Genomic DNA, 21020 nt, shown 5'->3' with positions numbered 1-21020 from the left:
TTCGTTTGCAAGAGATTGGCAGTTCTTCATCGTGCCTAATCCCTCGTTCAGCTACGCTTCACATTGTTCAAAGGCACAATTCATCACTGCCCTGGCTTTCATCCCGGCGCTCCCTTTCAGGAGAGCGCGGGGCTTCCCGCCGAGGAGCTAACTCTGAGGGCACAGTGATTCACACATAAGGACTATTCTATTGTGCCGCTTCTTTCGCTCGATTGTGCCTGTAATTGTCGATCGCTCATCTCGAATCGGGACGGGAATAGTCGGTTGACATCCATCAGAAAGATCGTTGCAGGAACTCGATCGATATCAAGCGTTGCCGCGTGGCTTGCAATACTCAGAACACTAGAGCGATCGTGCGACAGCGGCAATCCCTGCATCGATTCTTGAGGAAATTCGATCACATTCGGTGGCTCACGGACTGGAATCGCATAGAACCCCTCAGATGAATGGTACGTAATCACTAAAAAGGGATACCATTCTGCTGACTCAGGACTGTTTTCGGGTGCAAGCTGCTGATGTAAATTGACAACCTGGATCAGATGACGACCAATTTGAACTAACCCTGCCTTGCTTAATTCTGGAGTCGTTGCGGGACGATTGACGATCTGAACCACTTCAGCGATCGGTAACGCAAAGCGATAATCCGCAACCGTAAAAATGATAAATTTTTCAACGTTTAGCTCGCTGTGCGGGGTCTTCATCATGCGGTTCCGATGTTGATTTGCGAATGCTGGACAAGCGTTGTCACCATTTCTAACAGTTTCGGTTCCATAAACGGCTTCACCATGTAAACGGTTGCCCCTAGTTGCGACGCGAGTAACCGATGCTTTTCATCACTTCGAGACGACAGCATCAAAACAGGAATATCGGTCAGCCCCGAAACTTGCTGACGGTTTCTGAGGAATTCAAACCCGTTCATGTTGGGCATTTCAACATCACAAATCACAAGCTGGATATCCGGTTGCCGCTGAAAACAATCCAGTCCTTCTCGTCCATCTTGGGCTTCGATGACTTGATAGCCTGCTCTGCCAAGCGTCAGCACTAGCGATTGGCGCGTGGTAATCGAATCTTCGACCACCAGAATCTTCGTGTTAGGTCTTGCGCTCAATTCGGGTCTCGCAGCCGGAAGTGGAGACGACACGAGTTGCATCTCTGCCGCTTGACGAGGGATCGGCGGAGCGATCGACGCACTCACAATTCTTTGCAGTAGCATCGTCGCATCAATGACTAGCGCTAATCGACCATCCGCTAGTGGAGTCGCACCTTGAACATAGCTGGGCGGATGGATAATCGCTCCCAAGGGACGAATCACCAGTTTTTGCTCACTGATCACTCGATCGACTTCTAAACCGAGCAGTTGATGTTGCCACCGAATCAAAATCACCGGATTCGAGGGTTGAACCTCAGAGGTAGCGAGCAATGCAGTACTGGAAGTGTCATCCTCGACAGCTTCAGCAAACGAGTAGATCGGAATCAGTTGCTCCTCTTGACCCCAGCGCAAAAACTTACCGCCGTTGCGCTCTACGATCTGACCCGATCGCGGAATCAAAATCTGCTCGATCGCATCATCAAGCAGCGCATAAGGTTTGCGATTCGCTTCACACACAAACAACTGAGCGATCGACAACTTGAGCGGAATCCGTAAGGTAAAAGTCGTGCCCTGATACCGCTCCGACCGAATCGAAATGGTTCCTTGCAGAGCATCAAGCTGGTTTCGCACCACATCGAGTCCAACCCCGCGCCCCGATAAATCGCTAAGTTGAGCAGCGGTGGAAAATCCTGGCTCAAACAATAACTCCGCCAGTTGGTCTTGACTCATCTGGTTCGCTTGTTCGATCGACAATCGCTGCTGTTCGATCGCACGTTGGCGAATGTGATCAAAATCGATGCCGTTGCCGTCATCTTGAATTTCGATCACTAAATGTCGCCCGTGATGATAAGCCGCAAGCTCGATCGATCCTTTCTGAGCTTTACCGCGCTGTTGTCGAATGGCAGACGCTTCGATGCCATGATCGAACGCATTTCGCACTAGGTGAAGCAGCGGGTCAAAGAGTTTCTCCGCCACGGCTTTATCCACCAGAACATCACTCCCGCGCAGATTCAGCGCCACAGGTTTACTGTGAAAGGTTTCGAGTTGGTGCAAGGTTTGAGGAAACCGACCGAAAATCTCACCGAGGGGCAACATTCTGGCTTCGATCAACGCATCCTGAGTGCTAGATAGCAGTTTCTGTTGCTTCTCTAAGCGTTGATTCATCTGCTCACTCATCAAGCGAATCGCCTCTGCGGATTCTGAAAGCTGCACCGTCTGATCGAGCAAAGACTGAATCGCATTGGTTTGATCGCTCTGGTTTTTGGCTGGATCAAAGCCGCGTCCTTTTTTCGATCGACGTGAGGACTTGACCGGGGAGGAGTGAGCCGTTCGCCGCGTCTGATTCTGAAGCTGTGTCAACATCTGTTGATGTCGCTTGACCTGATGCAGCAGCGTTTTCCCGATCGTTTGAAGCTGTTCGATTTGCAGCGTTTGGCGATTGTGTTCGGTGACAAATTCTCCGAGTGCATAGTTGAACTGGTCTAAGTGCTTAATTGCAACTCGAACCGAGGGCAACGGTGAACCGGAATCTTTTGGCAGCGGATCTCTGAGGGGACTAACACGCGGCTCCGGTGGTGGAGAACTTTCAACCAAGCTGAACGGCGTGTCGATCGCATCAGAATCGATCAACTCTGACATCGGATCAGCGTCTGAACTCCCCCAAATGCTTTCTAGCAGGGTCAAGTCCTCAAGAGGCAAGTCTGCTGCCAATGGAGGCACAGGAGGAGTTGCCAGCATCTGCAAGGTCGGTGAAGGTTCGCCGCCATGAGTCCGATCGCCACTTAATACCGCTGTTTGTCCCGCTTGAAAATCGGCATAAGCTGCCTGAGCAATCACGATCGCTTGGTCGGGATGATAATGAAGGGCAGCGATCGTGGTTTTCGCAATCTCGCCAAAGCCTGATAGATTCAAAGATTCGGCGAGACCCAACAGCACTTCAGCGTGTGTTTTTAGCTCGATCGCGATCGCTTCCGGTGACTCTGCATTCAGCAAGGCGGCAATCTGTTCGAGTCGTTGGCTCACTCCGAGTTCAAACATCGATTGCGTTAAATCAAACCCTAACTCGGCAGAAGTGGGAAGATATGGTTCCTGACCAAAACAATCACCGAGCTTCTCTTCTAAAAGAGCAAAAATTGTAGCGGTTCGATTCAGCACTTCTGCATCATCCACCGCGCTACCCGTAAGTTCGGCAATCAAGGGCAAACGCAGACACTCCAGCCCCTCGAACAACAGCGCTTCCACCTCTGGATCAAGCGATAAGTTCGGTTGACAGAGCGCTTTGAACACGTCTTCGAGCGAATGAGCAATGCGAGCGATCGTCTCTAATCCGACACTGGTTGCCGCTCCCTTCAGCGTGTGGGTGGCTCGCATCAGATTATTCACCGCAGGGATTCCCCAGTTTTCCCTTAAGCTGAACAACCCCTGTTCGATCGCTTGCAGCAGTTCGGAGGCTTCCTGGAGAAAATATTGATAAGTTTGCTCACGAATGGTGGGATCTAGGCTCATAGTGGCAGTCCTGAATTCGTCTCGTTTCCGACCTTGAATTGTTCACCCTTCGATTGCAGGTCTTGAGCCATCGCCAACAGACTTTGGAACGAGGCGGACATCGTGCCCACATCCTGCGAAGTTTGATGCGCGATCGCGGCAACTTCCTGTACGGTCTGTGTTACCGATTGAGACTGCTGGGTTTGCGCTTCGGTTACTTGCGTAATGTCTGTGATGCGTTGACTCATTTGTGCGGTCGCCTGCACGATCGCGTTGAGATGTTCGCGTGCCTCGTTTACGACCTCAGTGCCCGATGCCACTTGTTCGAGTCCCTGCTCCATCGCGGTCGCCACTTCGGTCGTACTCACTTGAATGTCTTGCACTAACTGTTCGATTTCAGTTGCCGCTGTCGCCGATTGACGTGCCAGCGATCGCACTTCATCCGCCACAACCGCAAACCCACGTCCAAATTCTCCTGCACGAGTTGCCTCGATCGAGGCGTTCACAGCTAAGAGTTGCGTCTGAGTCGTAAATTGCCCGATCAAGCTGACCACTCGCGAAATCTTTTGCGACGATTCACTCAGCCGCTGGAGCCGATTGCTGGTTTCGATCACCGTGTCGCGAATGTCTTCCATCTCATCCACGGTGCGATCGATCGCGGCATCGCCCGCCATGACGATTCGGTTCGCTTGTTGAACTGCCGCTTCGACTTCTTGAGCATCCGTTTTGACCTGCTGACTCGAAACCGCCATCGCTTGCACTTGTCCGAACACTTGTTCGAGAGCATCAAGTTGATGCTGTGCCTGAACTGCCAATTGATTCACCGAAACATTACTCGCGTGTGAGGTTGCGGTAACTTGATGGGCAGTCGTTTGCATTTGAGTCACGGTCTGTCTGAGGTGATTCAGCGTATTGTTGTAAGCATCTGCGATCGTGCCAACTTCGGTGTCTGTGACCGGAGCGCGAACGGTTAAATCGCCTGCCAAAGCGGGTCGAACGGCGGTTAGGAGTTGAATCACTTCGCGTTGCAGTTGTTCTTTTGCCGCTTTTTCGCGTTCAGCGGCTTCTGCGACTTGCTGTGATTGCTGTTGAAGTTGCTCGACGTACTCGCCCTGCTGAATGGCAACGTTTAACTGAGCCGCAATTTGTTTGGCGAATTCAATATCTGTGTCCTCCCAGTTCCGAGCATCGGTGCAGTGATGGATACAAAATAAGCCCCACAATTCTTCACCCCGCAGCAACGGGACGACTAAATTCGCCCGCACTTGAAACTGAGACAGCACGTCGATGTAACACTCTTGCAGTCCTGCTTGGTAAATATCTGCAACTGCAAAGACTCGTCCTTGGCGATACTGTGCGGCAAATCCTTCACTAAAACAGTGATCCTCCACGCGAACCGAGAGCGCGGTCACAAATCCGGGAGTCACATCTTCAGCGATCGTTTCTCCAACTGTATACTGAGAATCCGGGCGGAACCGAAAAATCGCAACGCGATCGACTTGTAAGAAACTCCGGACTTCGCGAACCGTCGTCTTTAAGGTCGCTTGCATATCCAGGGATTGTCGAATGCGGTCAACGGTTTTGGCGATGACTCGTTCTCGCTCTGCGGTCTTCGCCAGTTGCTCGGATTGAGCGCGGAGCTGATCGAGATATTCTGCCTGCTGAAGCGCCAGTCCAAACTGTCGTCCGACTTGAACCAGCAAGTTCACTTCATTCGGTGTCCAGTGGCGAGGTCCTGAGTTTTGATACGCCGCAAGCAAACCCCACAGCTTCTCTCCCTGAAAAATGGGAGCGATCGCTTGCGCTCTGGCTTCAAATCCTTCCAAGATTTCAATATGACAAGGGGCAAGTCCTGCTTGATAAATATCGTCGATCGCGAAGGTTTCATGATGACGATAGCGCCCCCCCTGCGTCTCTTGTAAATGCGTATCGCTCCAAGCAGTTTCTAGATTCAATCCCACCAGTTGAACCCAATTTTTCCCCGCCGATTCTGAGACAAACTTGCCGCTCCAGTCCGCCTCAAACCGGAACACCGCCACGCGATCGCACTTTAATTGTTGCCGGACGGCTTGTGTTGTCGTTTGAAACACACTCTTGACATCCGTGGCTTGGTGAATTTTGTGAATCACTTTTGCAATGATTCGGTCTTGTTCTACCTGGTTCTGTTTCTGAGCGCGGGCTTCAACGGGCTGAAGATTTAACCGCAGTTCTTGGTTGATACATTGCAGTTGATTGATTTCAAACAACTCCCATTCGCGGGGTCGATCGCACTGCTGAACCACGAGCAATCCCCAAATCTCTTGATCGAGCACCAGCGGCAGACTCAAACTCGTCTTTACTTGAAAGCGATCGAGCAGTTGGGATTGATACGGCGATAACTGCGTTGAAGCTGCCTTGAGTGCTAGAAAGGGACGCTGTTGGTAGTCTCGTCGCGTTGCGGCTCCAAAGGTGATCACCGGAAGCGCTTCATTTAAGCTCGGTGTGAATCCATCGACGATCGCCTCAGCGACGACCTGCCCCTGATGTTCCCCCTGAAATTGATAAATCAAAACGCGATCGGCGTTTAGGTACTGCTGAATTTCTGCGACAGTAATGAGCAGCAGTTCGTCTTTGGTTTCGGCTTGCTGCATTCGATTCACGCCGCGAAATAGCCAGGGTAAGGGTGTATCGGAATGGCTGTGAGACGAGTCTGAGCGCTGGGGAGTAGATTGAGACGAATTAAGTTTCTGCATGGGATCGAATTCGGGTTGGACAGAATGGCTTTGCGAAGAATCTGGAAGATTAACCGTGAAATCATCGGGATCAGATCTAGACGACTCGCTGCGCGAAGCAGGAGCAAATTCGTCTGAGACATCGCCCACGAAAAGGTTGATCAGGCGTTTGATTGGGGAAGCATTTACGCCCCGCCCTTCGGGTGTTTTTTCCATAACGGGCAATCGATAAGAGAAGTCAGATTGAGAACGGCATCGCTACTTCCAGGCAGTACACCTTGGATCAAGGGCAGCAAGCCGGGTGAAAATAACCCGATCGGAGGGGGCAGGAGTCGCTGTAGATCTTGCAGTTCAATCTCATTAACTTGGGAAACGGCAAGCCCCAAGGCTTGTCGATCGTGCTGAATCACCAGAATGGTTAGTCGAGTCAAAGACGGCTGTAGCAGGGGTGACGCACCGATAAAGTGATTGAGGTCAACCAGCCAGAGCATTTCCGTATGCCAAGTGCAAATCCCGATCACACAGTCCGGCATCTCCGGAATCGATAAAACGTCGTGCCGCTCGACGTTCAGAATCTGGGTCAGTTGTTTGAGGGGCAGCAACACACTGGGTTGATCACCGAGCGGAAAGCGGATCAGGCGGTCTCGCGTTTCAGGAGGAGGCGGATCGAACAGCAACCCACTCCCACGATGAATCGCGGTGATTTGTGTTTCGTCCTGCATGACTAAACAGGTCCTAGATGAGTCGTTAAGCGGCGAACGGTATCGGTGAGTTCTCCTTGGTCAACGGGTTTGGGAAGATAAGCGTTGGCTCCGAGCATTGCGCCCCAAAGCTTATCGACATCCGTGCCCTTGGTCGAACAAATCACCACTGGAATACGGGACGTACTGGCATGAAGTTTTAGCTCTCGGCAAAGTTCAAACCCGCTTTGTCCAGGCAGCATGACATCGAGCAGAACGAGATCAGGAGCTTGCGATCGCATAAGAACTCGCGCTTCTTCACAGTTGGTCGCACTCAACACAATCACCCCTGCTTGATTGAGATACCGGGTGAGTAGCTCGGTTTCGGTTAAACTATCTTCGACTAAAAGAACGGTGGTCATATTCGGGAATTTCAGTAACACAATTTCAGTAACAACAGTCTTCGGTTTTGGGTCGATCGAGCTTCAAGTTCAGCTTGTATTTTTCGCCCACGCCGCATCGCGAAGATGCTGTCGCAAGGTTTCTAGCACTTTGTTAGAGTCGATCGGCTTAGATAAAAATCCGGAAGCTCCTGCTAACTTGGCTCGGACTCGATCGACAATGCCATCGCTACTGGTTAAAATCACGATCGGAATAGACTGAAAGGCAGTGATGCGGCGAATCTGAGTACAAATTTCATAGCCATTCGCGATCGGCATTAACAGATCCAAAAAGATCAAGTCGGGCTTTTGGTCGAGGAGCATGGGAACGGCTTGGCGCGGGTCGGGAATGCTCAAAAACCGGTATCCTGCCTGATTGAGAATTTGGCTCATAGCAGCACTATCGAAGCGGCTGTCCTCGATATAAGCGACTAAAAACGACTGTGCTGATTTCTGATCTACTTGCAAATCTGGGGTCGCGTTCATCGCCATAATGCCTTGATTGACGTAGGGCATCAGCGATCGCGTCAACGGCACTAACGGTTGCTTCAGTTTGACTGCTAGATCTCGCAGCGTCCAGTTTCCATTCGCGAAGGTCGAGAGGTTGTGATAGGTCAGCAGCGAAGTCTGTTCGCGTAATCCATCATGATCCCAAATCACCGGAGCGAGATTCGGAGACACGTTTTCTAGACCCCACTGTTGCCAAAGCGACCAGAGTTGAGCGGCTCGCTGCCAAGCTCGTTCAGCATCTAATCCCGTCAGACAGCTTGACTCGATCGAGCTAGGGGAGAGTTGACGGTAAGTTAACCGAATGTTGATCGTGGGTCTAGCTTGCATGACATCGAACAAAAGCTCTAAACTACCGCCTGCTACGATCGCCGATAAGTGACTGGGCTGGATCTGTCCGTCTTTTACCAGGTTGATCAGCGATTCGCCATTCCACTGTTCCGAACCCACCAGGGTTTGGGGCAGAGAATTGGCTGCGAGTTGAGGACAATAGTGCGCCAGTTGCCGATGCCAGCGTCGCAAGGGATGAAGTTCACCGATGCTCCAAACGATCTGACCTAGGCGGAAAAAGAAGCTCCACGTTGGTTCTGGATCATCCAGAATGCTGAGATCTAGCCGTCCAGAGATTTGCCGATTGCGACAAGTTTGGAAATGTTGAGCCAGATCGTGGAGACCGCTGATGTGATAGTGAGCGATCGCAGCTCCACTTGATCCCACAAAAGGAGGTGTAATCATTCTTTTGGACAAACAATCTTTAAAAGAACTGAGAAGCGAAGCAGAGTACACCTGTACAGATGATCAATCCTCTGCTGTCCGACCAATTTTCGGTAGTTGCTCACAAAACATCCGCACACTATCAAGCCCTGATCGCTCAGACAGTGAGAATACAATTTTAAAAACATTGGCTCAAGCTAATGTGCTTGAGCAGGTCAAATAACACCCACCAAATTTTTCACGCCTACCCATCTCAGATGCACAAGTTGAATTCTTTATCGATCGACGATTACGAATTCCAGTCGGCGCGTTATTTCCTTCTTCGTAGATGACCGTGATTTTACCGTAAATACTCTGATAAACCAACCTCGATTATGAACTTCATCGCTAAATTCATCTGTAGTTTTACTAAAACTTTACTGATGTCTCATGCTTCTACCGATTCCACACTGCTTTCTTATGTCAGTATATTTACGTAGATTGCGCGATCGCACGTTGCCTTAGTAACGCACAGATTAGTAACGCACAGAAGCGATCGTAGATTTTACCAAGACAGTCTCATAATAGTCTTGCAGTTGCTTTGTTGCGGCTGACCAACTCCAGCGTTCTGCTTCCTGGCGGGCATTTTGTCTCAGTGTTTCGCGTTCTTTAGTTCCAGCCAGCAAAGATTGAGTCGCCTCGATCGCACCTTTCTCATCGGTCGGATCGAACAAATAGCCATTTACGCCATCTTCAACAATATCCGGAATGCCCCCCGATCGAGCCGCCACTACCGGACATCCTGCCGCCATTGCTTCAAGCAAGACAAGTCCTAATGTTTCAGTTCGAGAAGGAAACACGAACGCATCCGAAGACGCAAACGCAGACGCGAGTTCTTGACCGCCAAGATAGCCCACAAAATTCGTATTGGTTCCGGCAAAATGTTTTTCTAAAGTTTGGCGATTGGGACCATCTCCCACTAAAGCCAATCGCGCATTCGGAATCGATTCGAGAACGGGTTTGATTCGATCGACTTCTTTCTCCGCAGATAAGCGACCGACATAGAGCAAGAGAGGATCTTCGGGATGACCTTGAGAAAGGCGCGATCGCATTTCCACACTTGCTAAATGCGGTTGAAACGTCTCCGTATCGACCCCTCTTTGCCAAAGATTGACCCGCTCAATTCCATGTTCAGTCAATGCTTGCATCATTGCGGTTGAAGTGCAGAGATTGATTTGAGCTTGGTTATGTCCCGCTTTGAGCAATTCCCATAAAACGCCTTCCAAAGCGCCTAAACCATAGTGCTGAAGATATTCAGGTAAATGCGTGTGATAGGAAGCAACCAAAGGAATGCTGTAGAACTTACTGTAAAAAAGTCCTGCTAAACCTAAAACAGCAGGGTTCACAATATGAATGAGATCGGGTTTGAACTGGGAGAGTTGATCACCGATCGCAGGTCGCGGTAATGCTAACTTCAATTCTGGATACAACGGGAGCGGAAATCCTGAAACGCCGTAAATCCTTGCACCTTTGTACTCAGTCAAACCACCATCTGGTGAGAAAACCAGCACTTCATTGCCCTGTCTCTGAAGATGATCAACTGTATGTTTTAACCGAGTAACAATACCATCAACTTTGGGTAGAAACGTTTCTGTAAATAAAGCAATTCGCATAAATGTCTGTGCAGTTGTCGATCGCAAAAAAAGCGATGATCCGAAAACCATCGCTTCTCAAATTCAATTACCGTTTCCAGGTGACTTTCGGCAAGATTTCGCTATTGTCTACCCGACCCTTATACTTCACGGCAAAATTCAACAACGAATCAAGCAGCGAATCAGATAGGTAGTGCGGTTGCAATCCTAAATCTAAAAGATTTGTGTTCTTCGCATTGAAGTAATGTTCTTCTTTTTCAATGCGTGGATTGTCAAAGTTTTGCACTTCAACCTTTAATCCCATTGCCGTTCCAGCTTTTTGCACCAAGTTCGCGATTTCTGCAACCCCGAACAGTTCTGTAAATTGGTTAAACACTCGGAACTCTCCTGGAGCAGCAGGCGTTTCAAGTGCCAATTCTACACAGCGCACTGTGTCTCGGATGTCCAAGAATCCTCGCGTTTGTCCGCCCTTACCGTAAACTGTCAGCGGATGTCCGATCGCAGCTTGAATACAGAATCGATTCAACGCCGTTCCGAAAACGCCATCGTAATCCAAACGATTGATCAGCATTTCGTCCATTCCAGTTTCTTCGGTCAGAACGCCGTAAACAATCCCTTGATTCAAATCAGTTGCCCGTAAGCCCCAGATGCGACAAGCAAAGTGAATATTGTGCGAATCATGCACTTTACTCAAGTGATACATGCTACCCGGCTGTTTCGGATACGGGAGTGTATCTTTGCGTCCGTTATGTTCGATCGTGATGTAGCCTTCTTCGATATCGATATTGGGAGTCCCATATTCGCCCATCGTACCGAGCTTGACCAAATGACAATCGGGGAACTTCTCCTTCATGATGTAGAGCAGATTGAGCGTTCCGACGACGTTATTGACCTGAGTGAGAACCGCGTGTTCGCGATCGATCATTGAAAATGGAGCCGATCGCTGTTCCCCGAAATGCACGATCGCATCCGGTTGGAACTGCTCCATTGACTTATTGAGAAATTCGTAATTTGTGATGTCGCCGATAAAAAGATCGATCGTTTTGCCCGTGAGGTCTTTCCAGCGTTGCAGACGTTGTTTAATCGGCGCGATCGGGGTCAATGTGTCGATACACAATTCATTATCCCAATGCCGCCGCACCAAGCTGTCTAAAATGCCAACCTCATGACCCCGATTGGACAAGTAGAGCGCGGTTGCCCAACCACAATAGCCATCACCACCAATAACTAGGACTTTCATGCTTGCTCAATCTTTTCTGCGGATACTTTGCCAAATCTACCAGGTTTCGGCACTCAGAAGATCGCAATTCGCAACGACTTGCCGCGAATTCTTCATTGTAATCTTCCGATTCGCGCCAATATCTATCTAACGGCTTAAGTTTGATTGTTCTTCCGTGTATTGAAAGTTACCTAAACTTGCACTTCATCCGCAAAGCTCGCCCATCGCACAAATTCAAACGGTCCCGCAACTGATCCCCAAACGTGTTCATCGGTTGCTGGATCGCGTCCTCGATCGAGCGATGTAAACCGCTCTCCATCAATCTCAAATTCACTATCTAAATAAGTCCCTTGCCCTTTGCGAGTCACCATACAAGCTTTTCCAGGCTCAACTTGCCCTTTAAAGCTGTTTCCCGTCCATTCAACAACCATGTTGCATCCGGGCAATTTTTCAAACTGATCCGCGCTTAATTGCTTCAACCGATTCGGATCTCGCGATGCTCCATAGAACTTTTCTTCATCCCGCACCTGATAGTTTTCAATCTCGATCCGCCCGTCGCGCTCTAACAATTTCAACACCCGCAACCGATACGGATTGTTCAACATATAGTCATACGCCTGCTCGATAAAGAAACTAACTCCACCCAAAACTTCGTTCGGCAAGGGACGCATACACACGCGGATATGGGCATACATCGGCGGATTCTCAAATGCTTGTTGCTGATTACTAAAATCCGCTGCCATCCAACGTGCCAAAGTTGCAATATCGGTAGAGTGTGTCATAGCTATTTATCGAAATCTGAAATTTATTGTACGGTGTTGCGGGTGGCAAGAAATCAACCTTTCAGTCCTTTAATTCGGAACAGCAAAAATTGAGTAATCTGCCCCAAATTGTTGAAATTATCATCGCTGACCATCACCAAGCTATGCGATCCATCTGGAAATCGTGCGCCGATCGTCATTCCTTCCAAGTTATCGAGCCGCGTCCCCAACTGATTGAGATCCAGCAAAAGTTCTTTTGCCGCTGGTCTCATTTGTGCATTGCGTAACGTGCCAAATGTAGAGATATCGCTTGCAGTTCCGGTTGCAACTTGAAAAAGCTTAAGTCGAAATCCCGTTAATCCGAACGATCGCTCTAAGCTCAGAAAATGTCCGCCTTGGTCGATCGACAAAAATTCACTCAATCCATGATCGATCATTCCGGTCTGCTTCGGATCGAGCGGATAAGCGTGTTCAGAAATAATCGTCGATCGACCATCCCAAATCTGATAATGCAAAAGTCGATTCATCAAGCTCTCTTTCGTATTCGGCAATTCCAAATCCTGAACTAAGGGAGACTCAACTACAGTAAACAATCGAAACGGTTCAGCCGCCGGAGCCGTCGATGCTCCTGCATTCAATGTCAATCCTTCAAACGCTCGATTATCCTGAATTCCGCGAGTTTGCCCAATAATTTTTGCATCTGGTAAATACGATTCTGGAGTGGACAATTTGCGCTTCAGTTTTCCAGTCTGCAAATCGAATTCTCCAATAAATGGCGCTGCATCTTCTTTCACATCGCCTTCACTCGAAATGAACACAGAGTTCAGTGGAGAGAGTGCAATTCCTTCTGGGTCGATCGTGCCTTTTGCAAACGGTTGCCCATTCTCATCAGTCAATGTCGTAACATTCTGAACTTCAACCGATTGCAACTTGTCCTGATCAATCTGCAATTTCAGCGTATAAAACCGGGCAGATTGTCGATCGCTGCGATCATCCGATACGACGTAATAAAGATCTTGTTTGCGATCGTAGGTTATCCCCGAAAGTCCCCCAACCGTTGTTCCCTGAAACTCTTTATCGGTGAGAGTATAGCTACCGAGAAACTCGATCGACAATGGCAGAAACAATCGATCCTCTGCGGTAACACGCGGCAAACTGCACCCAGTCAGGCACACGACACAGAGCAGCAGAGCAAACCAAGAAATCCAGCGACGCATTGATCTTTCCTTGCAAATCACCGTTTTACTGTAACGCGAGATAGGAATCGATCGAGTTTCTTTCTGAATTTACGGAGGTGGATGACGACCTAAAAACTTCTCTTCTGCACGAATTGCAAGAATCACAGGACGATTCATTCGTAGTTCTTTAATTGTTGCGCGTCCAATCGCAGTCAAACCGATTACACGCACATCATTCCAACAAAAATGCTCGTTCCAATCCTGCCGACGCGGATTAAAAATATTGACAGCTTCACCTGTTTCTGGGTCTTGAATCTCCTGCTTGGCAGACTTATGAAGCGAACAAGAGACACAAGCAAGCGCTAAATTGCCCTCGATCGTTTCACCGTTTGCAGCAACAGGAATCACGTGATCAATGTGAAAAGTTGCTTCTTGTCCGATTTGGGAAAGACCGCAATATTCGCAGCGATTTCTAGCTCTTTGAGTAACCAGTCGTCGTAGAGAGGAAGAAATTAGAGACATTTATGATTTTGTCACCCGTTGCGATCGCAGGCGAACCAGAGAAAGAAATTCTGCTAATTCAACCAGTCCCTCTGCTTCTTGGCGTTCGGCTTGGGTGAGTTCTTGTCCTGCGTCTTGTCGATCGAGCAAATATTGAAGCCGTTTTTGTACTGCATCCGGTAACTTGAACGGGGTAAGTTCAGCAGGAATTTCAATGACTTCAGACATACTATCGTTCTCCTAGTTCCAAATACTTTTTAATTAATCACTCTTCTTTTACAATCGCTGGCATAGTGTTCTCCTCTTCAATAATTGTCTCGCAATTTTGCAGCATGGAAGACACTCAAAACATCACACGCCCAAACTGGCAAAATCAATGTCATGACAATCTCTTCTAAGCTATTGATCCAACAGAGTACGATCGCACTCCAAAGGGTCGGAACGTAACCAAATCCGAAAAGCGCGATCGCTGCGACTAATAAAGCCAATCCCCAAGCCTTTGCAGTGTAAGTATGAAAACTAGGAAGCTTTCCAAACTTAATTAAGCTAATTGAGAATAGAAATAATTGTGCCGCGACAGCAATGAGCAATGGAATTTTGAAATCAAGAATAACGGTTGGATAAACGAGCCAAGTACTCAAAGCAAGACACAGAAATAAACAAATGTCTGCCCAACTATCTGCTTGTCGAAGTTGAGGTGTACTCACTCCTAATCTACGCGCAATAATTCCATCGAAAATATCAGAAACGATCGCAAGAATGTAGCCCCAAAGAAACCAATTTGTCGTGGTTCCATCCAGTGCATCTAGTAGGAGAAGGGGCGCGATCGCAAATCGAAATCCGACGAGAATTGCAGGAATGTAAGCAAGCTTTATCACTGTCAGATTCCTTTCTACAAAGATTCACTCATTGGAATAGTTACCAATTGATAAACACAATTCCGGAGACTGAGTGTGAAAGGGAATTTTCTTAAATGCGATCGCTGCCGTATTGTTCGATTTCTCCACTGACAGCGAAGGCTCTATTCTTCTGTTTTGACTGTGGGTTGTGCTCCTGAGTCGGGGGAATAATTTTCCTGAGTTACTCTAATCAAAAATCGAAGTGCTGCATTTACAGCATCGGCACTTGGAAAAATCTCTGCAACATCTGGTTCTAGACGAACTGTAGTTGCCCCAAAACTCTTGCGCTCTGAACCTAGCTTTCTGACTCGTAAGCTTTTTAAGTCATACTCGGAGCGAAGTTCATCTTCCATTTCTGATTCAGGTCTCTTCATAAGCTTCTCGTTCGGCTCTCGTTACTTCTCTAGCGCTGATCAAGCGAATGACCCTTTCTCTTTCTGTATAAGAAACAATCAGTAAACGCCCGCGATTTGATTCACCCACAATCAGAAATCTCTCTTCATCCTCAGAATGATCGGGGTCGTAGAAGTCAACATAAAGCGGATCAGCAAAAGCACTTTCGGCTTCTTCAAATGAAACGTTGTGCTTTGATAGGTTGCTTGCCGCTTTATTATCATCCCACTCAAATTTCATGAATTCACTGCGTTTATGATATCTCGATTCTCAAGACAACGAGATTTTAACGTACGATCGCTGGCATAGTGTTCTCCCTCGAATCATTCCTTCAATTATTGCTGAGAAAATGGCATGAGCAACCACAAAAATCTCACAGAAGCCTTTGCCCGATCGCGTCGAATGCCTTAATTTGTGCCTGCGCTGCGGGACTATTTGGATAGGTCTCAGTAAAGATTGACCAAATCATTTTGTCCTGTTTCTGATGCTGATGGTCTTCCACTCGTCGTCGTAATGTTGCTTCGTGCGTGAACTCTAGCTTCCTGGGAACAGACGCACTTCTACTATTTTTGGGATCGCAATGAATTTCAACGCGATCGACTTGCTCAATCTCAAAAGCAATCTTTGTCAACGCCGCCGCTACTTCGGTCGCCAGTCCTTGACCAATATGCTTAACATGAATCCAATAGCCGATCGCAAAAACATCTTTATCGATCTGGTGTAATGCGCCTCCCCCTAACACAGATCTTTCATCAAGACTAAAGACACCATAGGGAAAATCTTCACTGCGATCGAACTGACTGCGAAACCGACGAAGCAAATTGACTTTCTGTTGAAGGGGCTGAGGTTCATCATGTGCCCAAGGCATCCAAGGACGTAGATGATCTAAGCTCTCATCTACAGCAGAGTTTAGTAAAGGTGCATCAGTCGGACTCCAACAACGCAGTACTAATCGTTGAGTTTCGATTCGATAAGCAGGTCCCAGTTTTTCCATTACAGAGTTCCTGAGCGATTGAATTTCTCCGAACTTTATCCTAATTTCCACAACAAAAAAGAAGATGGATCATCCACCTCCTTAAAAACGATCGCAATACAAGTGAATTTGATATTCTGGGAGATTGCAGAGATTATTAAGAATTGCCCTAAGTTTAAGCTCAACACTATGACCGAAACGGTTTATATCGAAACCAGCATTTTAGGCTATCTAACAGCACGCTCTACTCAGAATTTAATTCTTGCCGCAAATATAGAAGTGACAAAAGAGTGGTGGCGATCGCGGCGGGACGACTTTACACTTCACATTTCTCAAACCGTTCTAGATGAAATCGCGCAAGGAGATGCAGAAATCGCTACTCAGCGTCTAGAGATCGTTCGTAATCTGGTGCTGCTTGACTTGAATGAAGCAGTCAAAGATTTAGCAAAGCAATTCCTAATCCAAAGTAATCTTCCTCCCAAAGCAGCCGATGATGCAGTACATATCGCAGCCGCAACGGTTCACCGCATGGATTACTTGCTAACGTGGAACTGTAAACATATTGCCAATGTCCAGATTCAGAAAAAACTTTCTAGTATCTGTCTTAAATTGGGCTATACGCTGCCTGCTATTTGCACACCTTACGAACTGATGGGAGATTAGATCATGTGGGAAGACGAAATCGTCAATGAACTGCATCGCATTCGCGAAGAACACGCCAGAGAATTTAACTACAATTTAGATGCCATGTTTGAAGATTGGCAGAAGAAGCAAGCAGTTAGCGATCGACAAATCATCTATCAACCTGAGCATCCCGCAACAGATCAGGTCAACGACAAATCTAGCTAAACAATAAAAAAGGAGATGGATCATCCACCTCCTTAAAAACGATCGCAGAAATAACTGCGAATCAGAAATTAGTAGCGATAGCCGCTGTTGTTAGAGCCTGGTTTGTGAACGATGAAGCTCATCACCTGGCACTGTTTGATGTTGTCAAACGCCACCACGCGGATGTAGCAATTGCCATATTCAGAGCGGCACTGTTGAACTTCGTTCAAGACCTCTTGAGGAGTCTTTGCGTTGAACAAAGGCAACTTCCACATTGTCCAGTAGTAGATCGTCGGATCAGACGATTCGTTGAACTCGATACAAGGGAAATAACCTTGGTCGATCGTATATTGAATCTGACGTGCGATCTGAGCATCGGTCAGCGCAGGCAGGTAAGAAAACGTCTCAAAACGCTGCTCTTTGGGTAGAGTTTTCATGAAATCCTCAATGATGTTAGTGATCAGGTTCAGAATCTGGAGATTCGATCGTCAAATCGACTTGCGTCATTCGTTCGAGCTGTTTGCGGCGTTGTTCCATGTTTGCTTGCTGCATTGACGATCGCAGCATTTCCGGCAGCACATCCGCAATCTCTTCAGCAAGATGCTCTCTCACCGTCAAAATCCGAAAGGCTAAATCTTGCCGTTCTCGAAACATCGCTTCCATAAACGCTTCCCCGTCTGTGATGCTTTCCCGTGAGGAAAACTTGTGCAGCCAGTAAGCCTTCTTTGGATCAGTTTCGTCTAGTTGAGCATAAACAACCCGGACAGCCTGATATGTCAAATAGCTAGTCAGCGTCTTTGACGTATCTTTCGCAATTCGCTTCAGATCCATGATGTGGATGGTGAGTTTTGGATTTTAGACTTTGGACTATTGTTGAATCCAAAGTCTAAAATCTGCAATCAAACAGTCATCAGACGGTATCAACAGCTTCAAACTCGAACTTGATTTCTTTCCACAGTTCACAAGCTGCTGCCAATTCAGGCGACCAGCGGCAAGCTTCACGAATAATGTCGCCGCCTTCACGCATGAGGTCGCGACCTTCGTTCCGAGCTTGAACGCAAGCTTCCAATGCAACACGGTTTGCAGTTGCACCCGGCGCGTTACCCCAAGGGTGTCCAAGGGTTCCACCACCGAACTGAAGCACGGAGTCATCACCGAAGATTTCAACCAGTGCGGGCATGTGCCATACGTGGATACCACCAGAAGCAACTGCCATTACACCAGGCATAGAAGCCCAGTCTTGGGTGAAGTAAACCCCACGAGACGGATCGCGCTCGATGTAGTTTTCACGCAGCAAGTCGATGAAACCGAGGGTGATCGCTTTGTCGCCTTCGAGTTTACCCACAACGGTTCCGGTGTGAATGTGGTCTCCACCCGACATTCTTAAGCACTTCGCCAAGACGCGGAAGTGAATCCCGTGATTCTTTTGACGATCGATAACCGCGTGCATTGCGCGGTGGATGTGCAGCAACAGACCATTCGCACGGCAGTATTTCGCCAGAGTGGTGTTTGCGGTGAAACCTGCGGTCAAGAAGTCGTGCATGACGATCGGCATTTCGAGTTCTTTCGCAAATGCTGCACGTTCGAGCATATCTTCGCAAGTTGCAGCGGTCACGTTCAGGTAGTGACCTTTGATTTCGCCCGTTTCAGCTTGCGACTTGTGGATTGCATCAGCAACAAACAAGAAGCGATCGCGCCAACGTTGGAACGGCTGCGAGTTGATGTTTTCATCATCTTTGGTGAAGTCCAAACCGCCGCGCAGACATTCGTACACTGCACGACCGTAGTTCTTCGCAGACAGACCGAGTTTCGGCTTAATCGTACAGCCGAGCAGCGGACGACCGTATTTGTTGATTTTGTCACGCTCCACTTGAATTCCGTGAGGAGGTCCTTGGAAGGTCTTCAAGTAAGCAACCGGAATCCGCAAATCTTCGAGACGCAGCGCCTTCAACGCTTTGAACCCGAACACGTTACCGACCAATGAGGTCAATAGGTTGGTAACAGATCCTTCTTCAAACAGGTCGAGCGGATATGCGATGTAAGCAATGAATTGGCTATCTTCGCCACGGACAGGCTCGATATCGTAGCAGCGTCCTTTGTAGCGATCGAGATCGGTCAGCAAGTCCGTCCAAACGGTCGTCCAGGTTCCCGTCGAGGATTCAGCAGCAACCGCAGCAGCAGCTTCTTCGGGCGGAACGCCAGGTTGAGGAGTTACCCGGAACGCTGCCAAAATATCGGTATCTTTAGGCGTGTAGTCTGGGGTGTAATACGTTAAACGGTAATCTTGTACCCCAGCCTTATACCCAGCTTTGGACTGGGTTTTGGTTTGAGCGTAGGACATATCTCCCTTCCTGTAATGAAAAACGATGGAAAACCTTGAGCAGACATCACCAACAGTGACCAGGGAAATTCCCTGACCGAATGTGGTCGGCATCAAATTACCTAATCACTGGGGATCATCGTGCCATACATGATCCCATGTTTCGGGACAGTTTGTGAATCTCAACTGTTCTCCGGTGCATAGGCGCGGACTGATCTGAATCATATCAGGATTTCAATAAGCCTCACTTAAGAGAATCTATGAGAGTTGATAAAAAAATGTTATGTAAACTGTGGAAATATTACGTTTGGCGGATGAAAGCTTAAGAAATCTTTAATTGCTTTATTTGCTTCAGAAAGTGCAATCAATGTCAATGGGATCACATTAGAATTTCTCTCAGAATTGTTCAGGTTTCGTTATGGTTGACGGGTGGCAATTCCCAGTCGAATGCCAGGAATCGATCGCAATCGATCCATTACGGTAATGACTTGCCCATGTGGAACTCGCTCGTCGGCTTGGATGATGACGACTGATTTTGGATTCCGAGTTAAAATTTCTCGCACTGCGGCGGGAAGCGTATCAATGACGATCGACTTTTTATCGACTGCAAGTTCGCCTTTTTGATTAATGGTCACAACAATCTGAGACGCTTTCTGAGACTCAGCGGTGACGGCTCTAGGAAGGGCGACGGGAAGACCTTGCGATCGCGTTAGAAACAACGTCGAAATAATAAAGAACGTTAGTAGCGCAAACACCACATCAATCAGCGGTGCAATATAAATTTGAGGGGGTAGATCCGGTTCTTCAGGCAGGCGCATAGGTGTTTCCTTAGAGGATGTTTCAGAAGTATAAAAAGCGGCTTTGCTTCGTTGCCAGTCCGCCCGGAAATGAATCTCCGGGCTAATGGAGGAAACTCCGCTGAAGCGGACTGGGAGCGCAATTCGGAGTTCTTAGCCCAGTTTAGTGGGCTTCCCTGATTAGCCCGGAGATTTATTTCCGGGCGGGTGAATGCGATGAACGATTGCTTTTCAAACACCCTCTTACATTGCGTGGCGACGGCGATAAAGCAATTCTAACTGCCCACCATATTCTTGAATTAATGCTAATTGGCGCGTGTAGAGTCCCCGGAACATATTGGCAAAAAATAGCGTAAAGATTGCCACCACTAAACCGGATGCCGTTGAGACGAGCGCTTCACTAATCCCGCCTGTGACTCCTCTTGTATTTGTTCCAGAAATATCACCGATGCCCAGTGAAGAGAACGAAGTAATCAAACCTGTAATGGTTCCGAGCAATCCGAGTAACGGGGCAAGCCCGACGATCGTATCGAAGATTGTATTAAAGCGTTTGAGTAACGGAATCTCTGCGAGTCCTGCGCTTTCAAGAGCTAGACGAAATTCTTCAGGGGTTGCTTGTTCGAGTTCTAGAGCCGCAAGGAAAATTCTAGCGATCGGCAAATCCGAATTCTTTTCCAACATTTGAAACGCCGCGATTGGATTGCGCTTATACACGCTCAATACTTCTCGTGCGACTCGCTGTTGACGCTGAGAGATTTTTATCCAAAACAGCGATCGTTCTAAAATCAGTGCTACTGCCAGAACCGAAAACAGCAGCAGCGGAATCATTACAAATCCACCAGCAATCAACCAATTGGGCATGAGAAATCGCGATCGTTTGAACAATCACTCATT

Annotated in this window: 23 protein-coding genes; 2 read left to right on the top strand and 21 right to left on the bottom strand. The window is 48.1% G+C overall.

Annotation, left to right across the window (positions count from 1 at the left end; translation table 11 throughout):
- Positions 1-182 precede the first annotated feature (182 nt).
- The 16 genes from ACQ4M5_RS30180 to ACQ4M5_RS30105 all read right to left on the bottom strand — a co-directional run bounded on the left by ACQ4M5_RS30180 (position 183) and on the right by ACQ4M5_RS30105 (position 16202).
- Positions 183-704 carry a chemotaxis protein CheW gene (locus tag ACQ4M5_RS30180; protein ID WP_430679505.1) on the bottom strand — a complete coding sequence of 174 codons (522 nt, stop codon included), beginning with the start codon at positions 702-704 and terminating at the stop codon, positions 183-185.
- A complete protein-coding gene (locus ACQ4M5_RS30175; RefSeq protein ID WP_430679504.1) occupies positions 701-3595 on the bottom strand; it encodes a hybrid sensor histidine kinase/response regulator in 2895 nt (964 codons plus the stop codon). The genes ACQ4M5_RS30180 and ACQ4M5_RS30175 overlap by 4 nt, the downstream gene beginning before the upstream one ends.
- Complete coding sequence (locus tag ACQ4M5_RS30170; RefSeq protein ID WP_430679503.1) at positions 3592-6501, bottom strand: GAF domain-containing protein; 2910 nt, start codon at positions 6499-6501, stop codon at positions 3592-3594. The genes ACQ4M5_RS30175 and ACQ4M5_RS30170 overlap by 4 nt, the downstream gene beginning before the upstream one ends.
- On the bottom strand, positions 6471-7007 hold the full coding sequence (locus ACQ4M5_RS30165; RefSeq protein WP_430679502.1) for a chemotaxis protein CheW: 537 nt from the start codon (positions 7005-7007) through the stop codon (positions 6471-6473). Before ACQ4M5_RS30165 ends, ACQ4M5_RS30170 begins: the two co-directional genes overlap by 31 nt.
- A 2-nt stretch (positions 7008-7009) precedes the next feature.
- Entirely contained in the window at positions 7010-7387 is a 378-nt protein-coding gene (locus ACQ4M5_RS30160; RefSeq protein WP_430679501.1) for a response regulator transcription factor, read from the bottom strand.
- Between the two features lie 69 nt (positions 7388-7456).
- Positions 7457-8647: a response regulator gene (locus ACQ4M5_RS30155; RefSeq protein WP_430679500.1), complete on the bottom strand. Its 1191-nt coding sequence runs from the start codon at positions 8645-8647 to the stop codon at positions 7457-7459.
- Between the two features lie 494 nt (positions 8648-9141).
- On the bottom strand, positions 9142-10329 hold the full coding sequence (locus ACQ4M5_RS30150; protein ID WP_430679499.1) for a glycosyltransferase family 4 protein: 1188 nt from the start codon (positions 10327-10329) through the stop codon (positions 9142-9144).
- A 16-nt stretch (positions 10330-10345) separates the two neighbouring features.
- On the bottom strand, positions 10346-11497 hold the full coding sequence (locus tag ACQ4M5_RS30145; protein ID WP_430679498.1) for an NAD-dependent epimerase/dehydratase family protein: 1152 nt from the start codon (positions 11495-11497) through the stop codon (positions 10346-10348).
- 170 nt (positions 11498-11667) lie between these two features.
- A complete protein-coding gene (locus tag ACQ4M5_RS30140; protein ID WP_430679496.1) occupies positions 11668-12258 on the bottom strand; it encodes a chromophore lyase CpcT/CpeT in 591 nt (196 codons plus the stop codon).
- Between the two features lie 53 nt (positions 12259-12311).
- Complete coding sequence (locus ACQ4M5_RS30135) at positions 12312-13454, bottom strand: esterase-like activity of phytase family protein (protein ID WP_430679495.1); 1143 nt, start codon at positions 13452-13454, stop codon at positions 12312-12314.
- Positions 13455-13523: 69 nt separating this feature from the next.
- Positions 13524-13937: an HNH endonuclease gene (locus tag ACQ4M5_RS30130; protein WP_430679494.1), complete on the bottom strand. Its 414-nt coding sequence runs from the start codon at positions 13935-13937 to the stop codon at positions 13524-13526.
- Positions 13938-14144: a hypothetical protein gene (locus ACQ4M5_RS30125; protein WP_430679493.1), complete on the bottom strand. Its 207-nt coding sequence runs from the start codon at positions 14142-14144 to the stop codon at positions 13938-13940.
- 77 nt (positions 14145-14221) lie between these two features.
- A complete protein-coding gene (locus tag ACQ4M5_RS30120) occupies positions 14222-14794 on the bottom strand; it encodes a CDP-alcohol phosphatidyltransferase family protein (RefSeq protein WP_430679492.1) in 573 nt (190 codons plus the stop codon).
- A 143-nt stretch (positions 14795-14937) separates the two neighbouring features.
- Positions 14938-15189: a hypothetical protein gene (locus ACQ4M5_RS30115; RefSeq protein ID WP_430679491.1), complete on the bottom strand. Its 252-nt coding sequence runs from the start codon at positions 15187-15189 to the stop codon at positions 14938-14940.
- A complete protein-coding gene (locus ACQ4M5_RS30110) occupies positions 15176-15448 on the bottom strand; it encodes a BrnT family toxin (protein ID WP_430679490.1) in 273 nt (90 codons plus the stop codon). Before ACQ4M5_RS30110 ends, ACQ4M5_RS30115 begins: the two co-directional genes overlap by 14 nt.
- 133 nt (positions 15449-15581) lie before the next feature.
- Positions 15582-16202 carry a GNAT family N-acetyltransferase gene (locus ACQ4M5_RS30105; RefSeq protein WP_430679489.1) on the bottom strand — a complete coding sequence of 207 codons (621 nt, stop codon included), beginning with the start codon at positions 16200-16202 and terminating at the stop codon, positions 15582-15584.
- Positions 16203-16370: 168 nt separating this feature from the next.
- Here ACQ4M5_RS30105 and ACQ4M5_RS30100 point away from each other — a divergent pair, with 168 nt between their 5' ends.
- Entirely contained in the window at positions 16371-16844 is a 474-nt protein-coding gene (locus ACQ4M5_RS30100) for a type II toxin-antitoxin system VapC family toxin (RefSeq protein ID WP_430679488.1), read from the top strand.
- A gap of 3 nt (positions 16845-16847) precedes the next feature.
- Positions 16848-17030: a hypothetical protein gene (locus ACQ4M5_RS30095; RefSeq protein WP_430679487.1), complete on the top strand. Its 183-nt coding sequence runs from the start codon at positions 16848-16850 to the stop codon at positions 17028-17030.
- A 68-nt stretch (positions 17031-17098) separates the two neighbouring features.
- Here the strand turns inward: ACQ4M5_RS30095 and ACQ4M5_RS30090 are convergent, their stop codons facing one another.
- The 5 genes from ACQ4M5_RS30090 to ACQ4M5_RS30070 form a co-directional block, all read right to left on the bottom strand.
- Positions 17099-17446, bottom strand: a complete 348-nt coding sequence (locus tag ACQ4M5_RS30090) for a ribulose bisphosphate carboxylase small subunit (protein ID WP_430679486.1) — start codon at positions 17444-17446, stop codon at positions 17099-17101.
- Positions 17447-17462: 16 nt separating this feature from the next.
- Entirely contained in the window at positions 17463-17840 is a 378-nt protein-coding gene (gene rcbX / locus ACQ4M5_RS30085; protein WP_430679484.1) for a RuBisCO chaperone RbcX, read from the bottom strand.
- A 79-nt stretch (positions 17841-17919) separates the two neighbouring features.
- A complete protein-coding gene (locus ACQ4M5_RS30080) occupies positions 17920-19350 on the bottom strand; it encodes a form I ribulose bisphosphate carboxylase large subunit (protein ID WP_430679483.1) in 1431 nt (476 codons plus the stop codon).
- A 395-nt stretch (positions 19351-19745) separates the two neighbouring features.
- On the bottom strand, positions 19746-20147 hold the full coding sequence (locus ACQ4M5_RS30075) for an ExbD/TolR family protein (RefSeq protein WP_430679482.1): 402 nt from the start codon (positions 20145-20147) through the stop codon (positions 19746-19748).
- A 222-nt stretch (positions 20148-20369) separates the two neighbouring features.
- A complete protein-coding gene (locus tag ACQ4M5_RS30070) occupies positions 20370-20987 on the bottom strand; it encodes a MotA/TolQ/ExbB proton channel family protein (RefSeq protein ID WP_430679481.1) in 618 nt (205 codons plus the stop codon).
- Positions 20988-21020 lie beyond the last annotated feature (33 nt).

It is taken from the genome of Leptolyngbya sp. AN10, from assembly GCF_050565645.1.
GTDB lineage: Bacteria > Cyanobacteriota > Cyanobacteriia > Leptolyngbyales > Leptolyngbyaceae > Leptolyngbya.
Note: the sequence above shows the minus strand (reverse complement) of the source record. Positions and strands in the feature narration are given on the sequence as shown.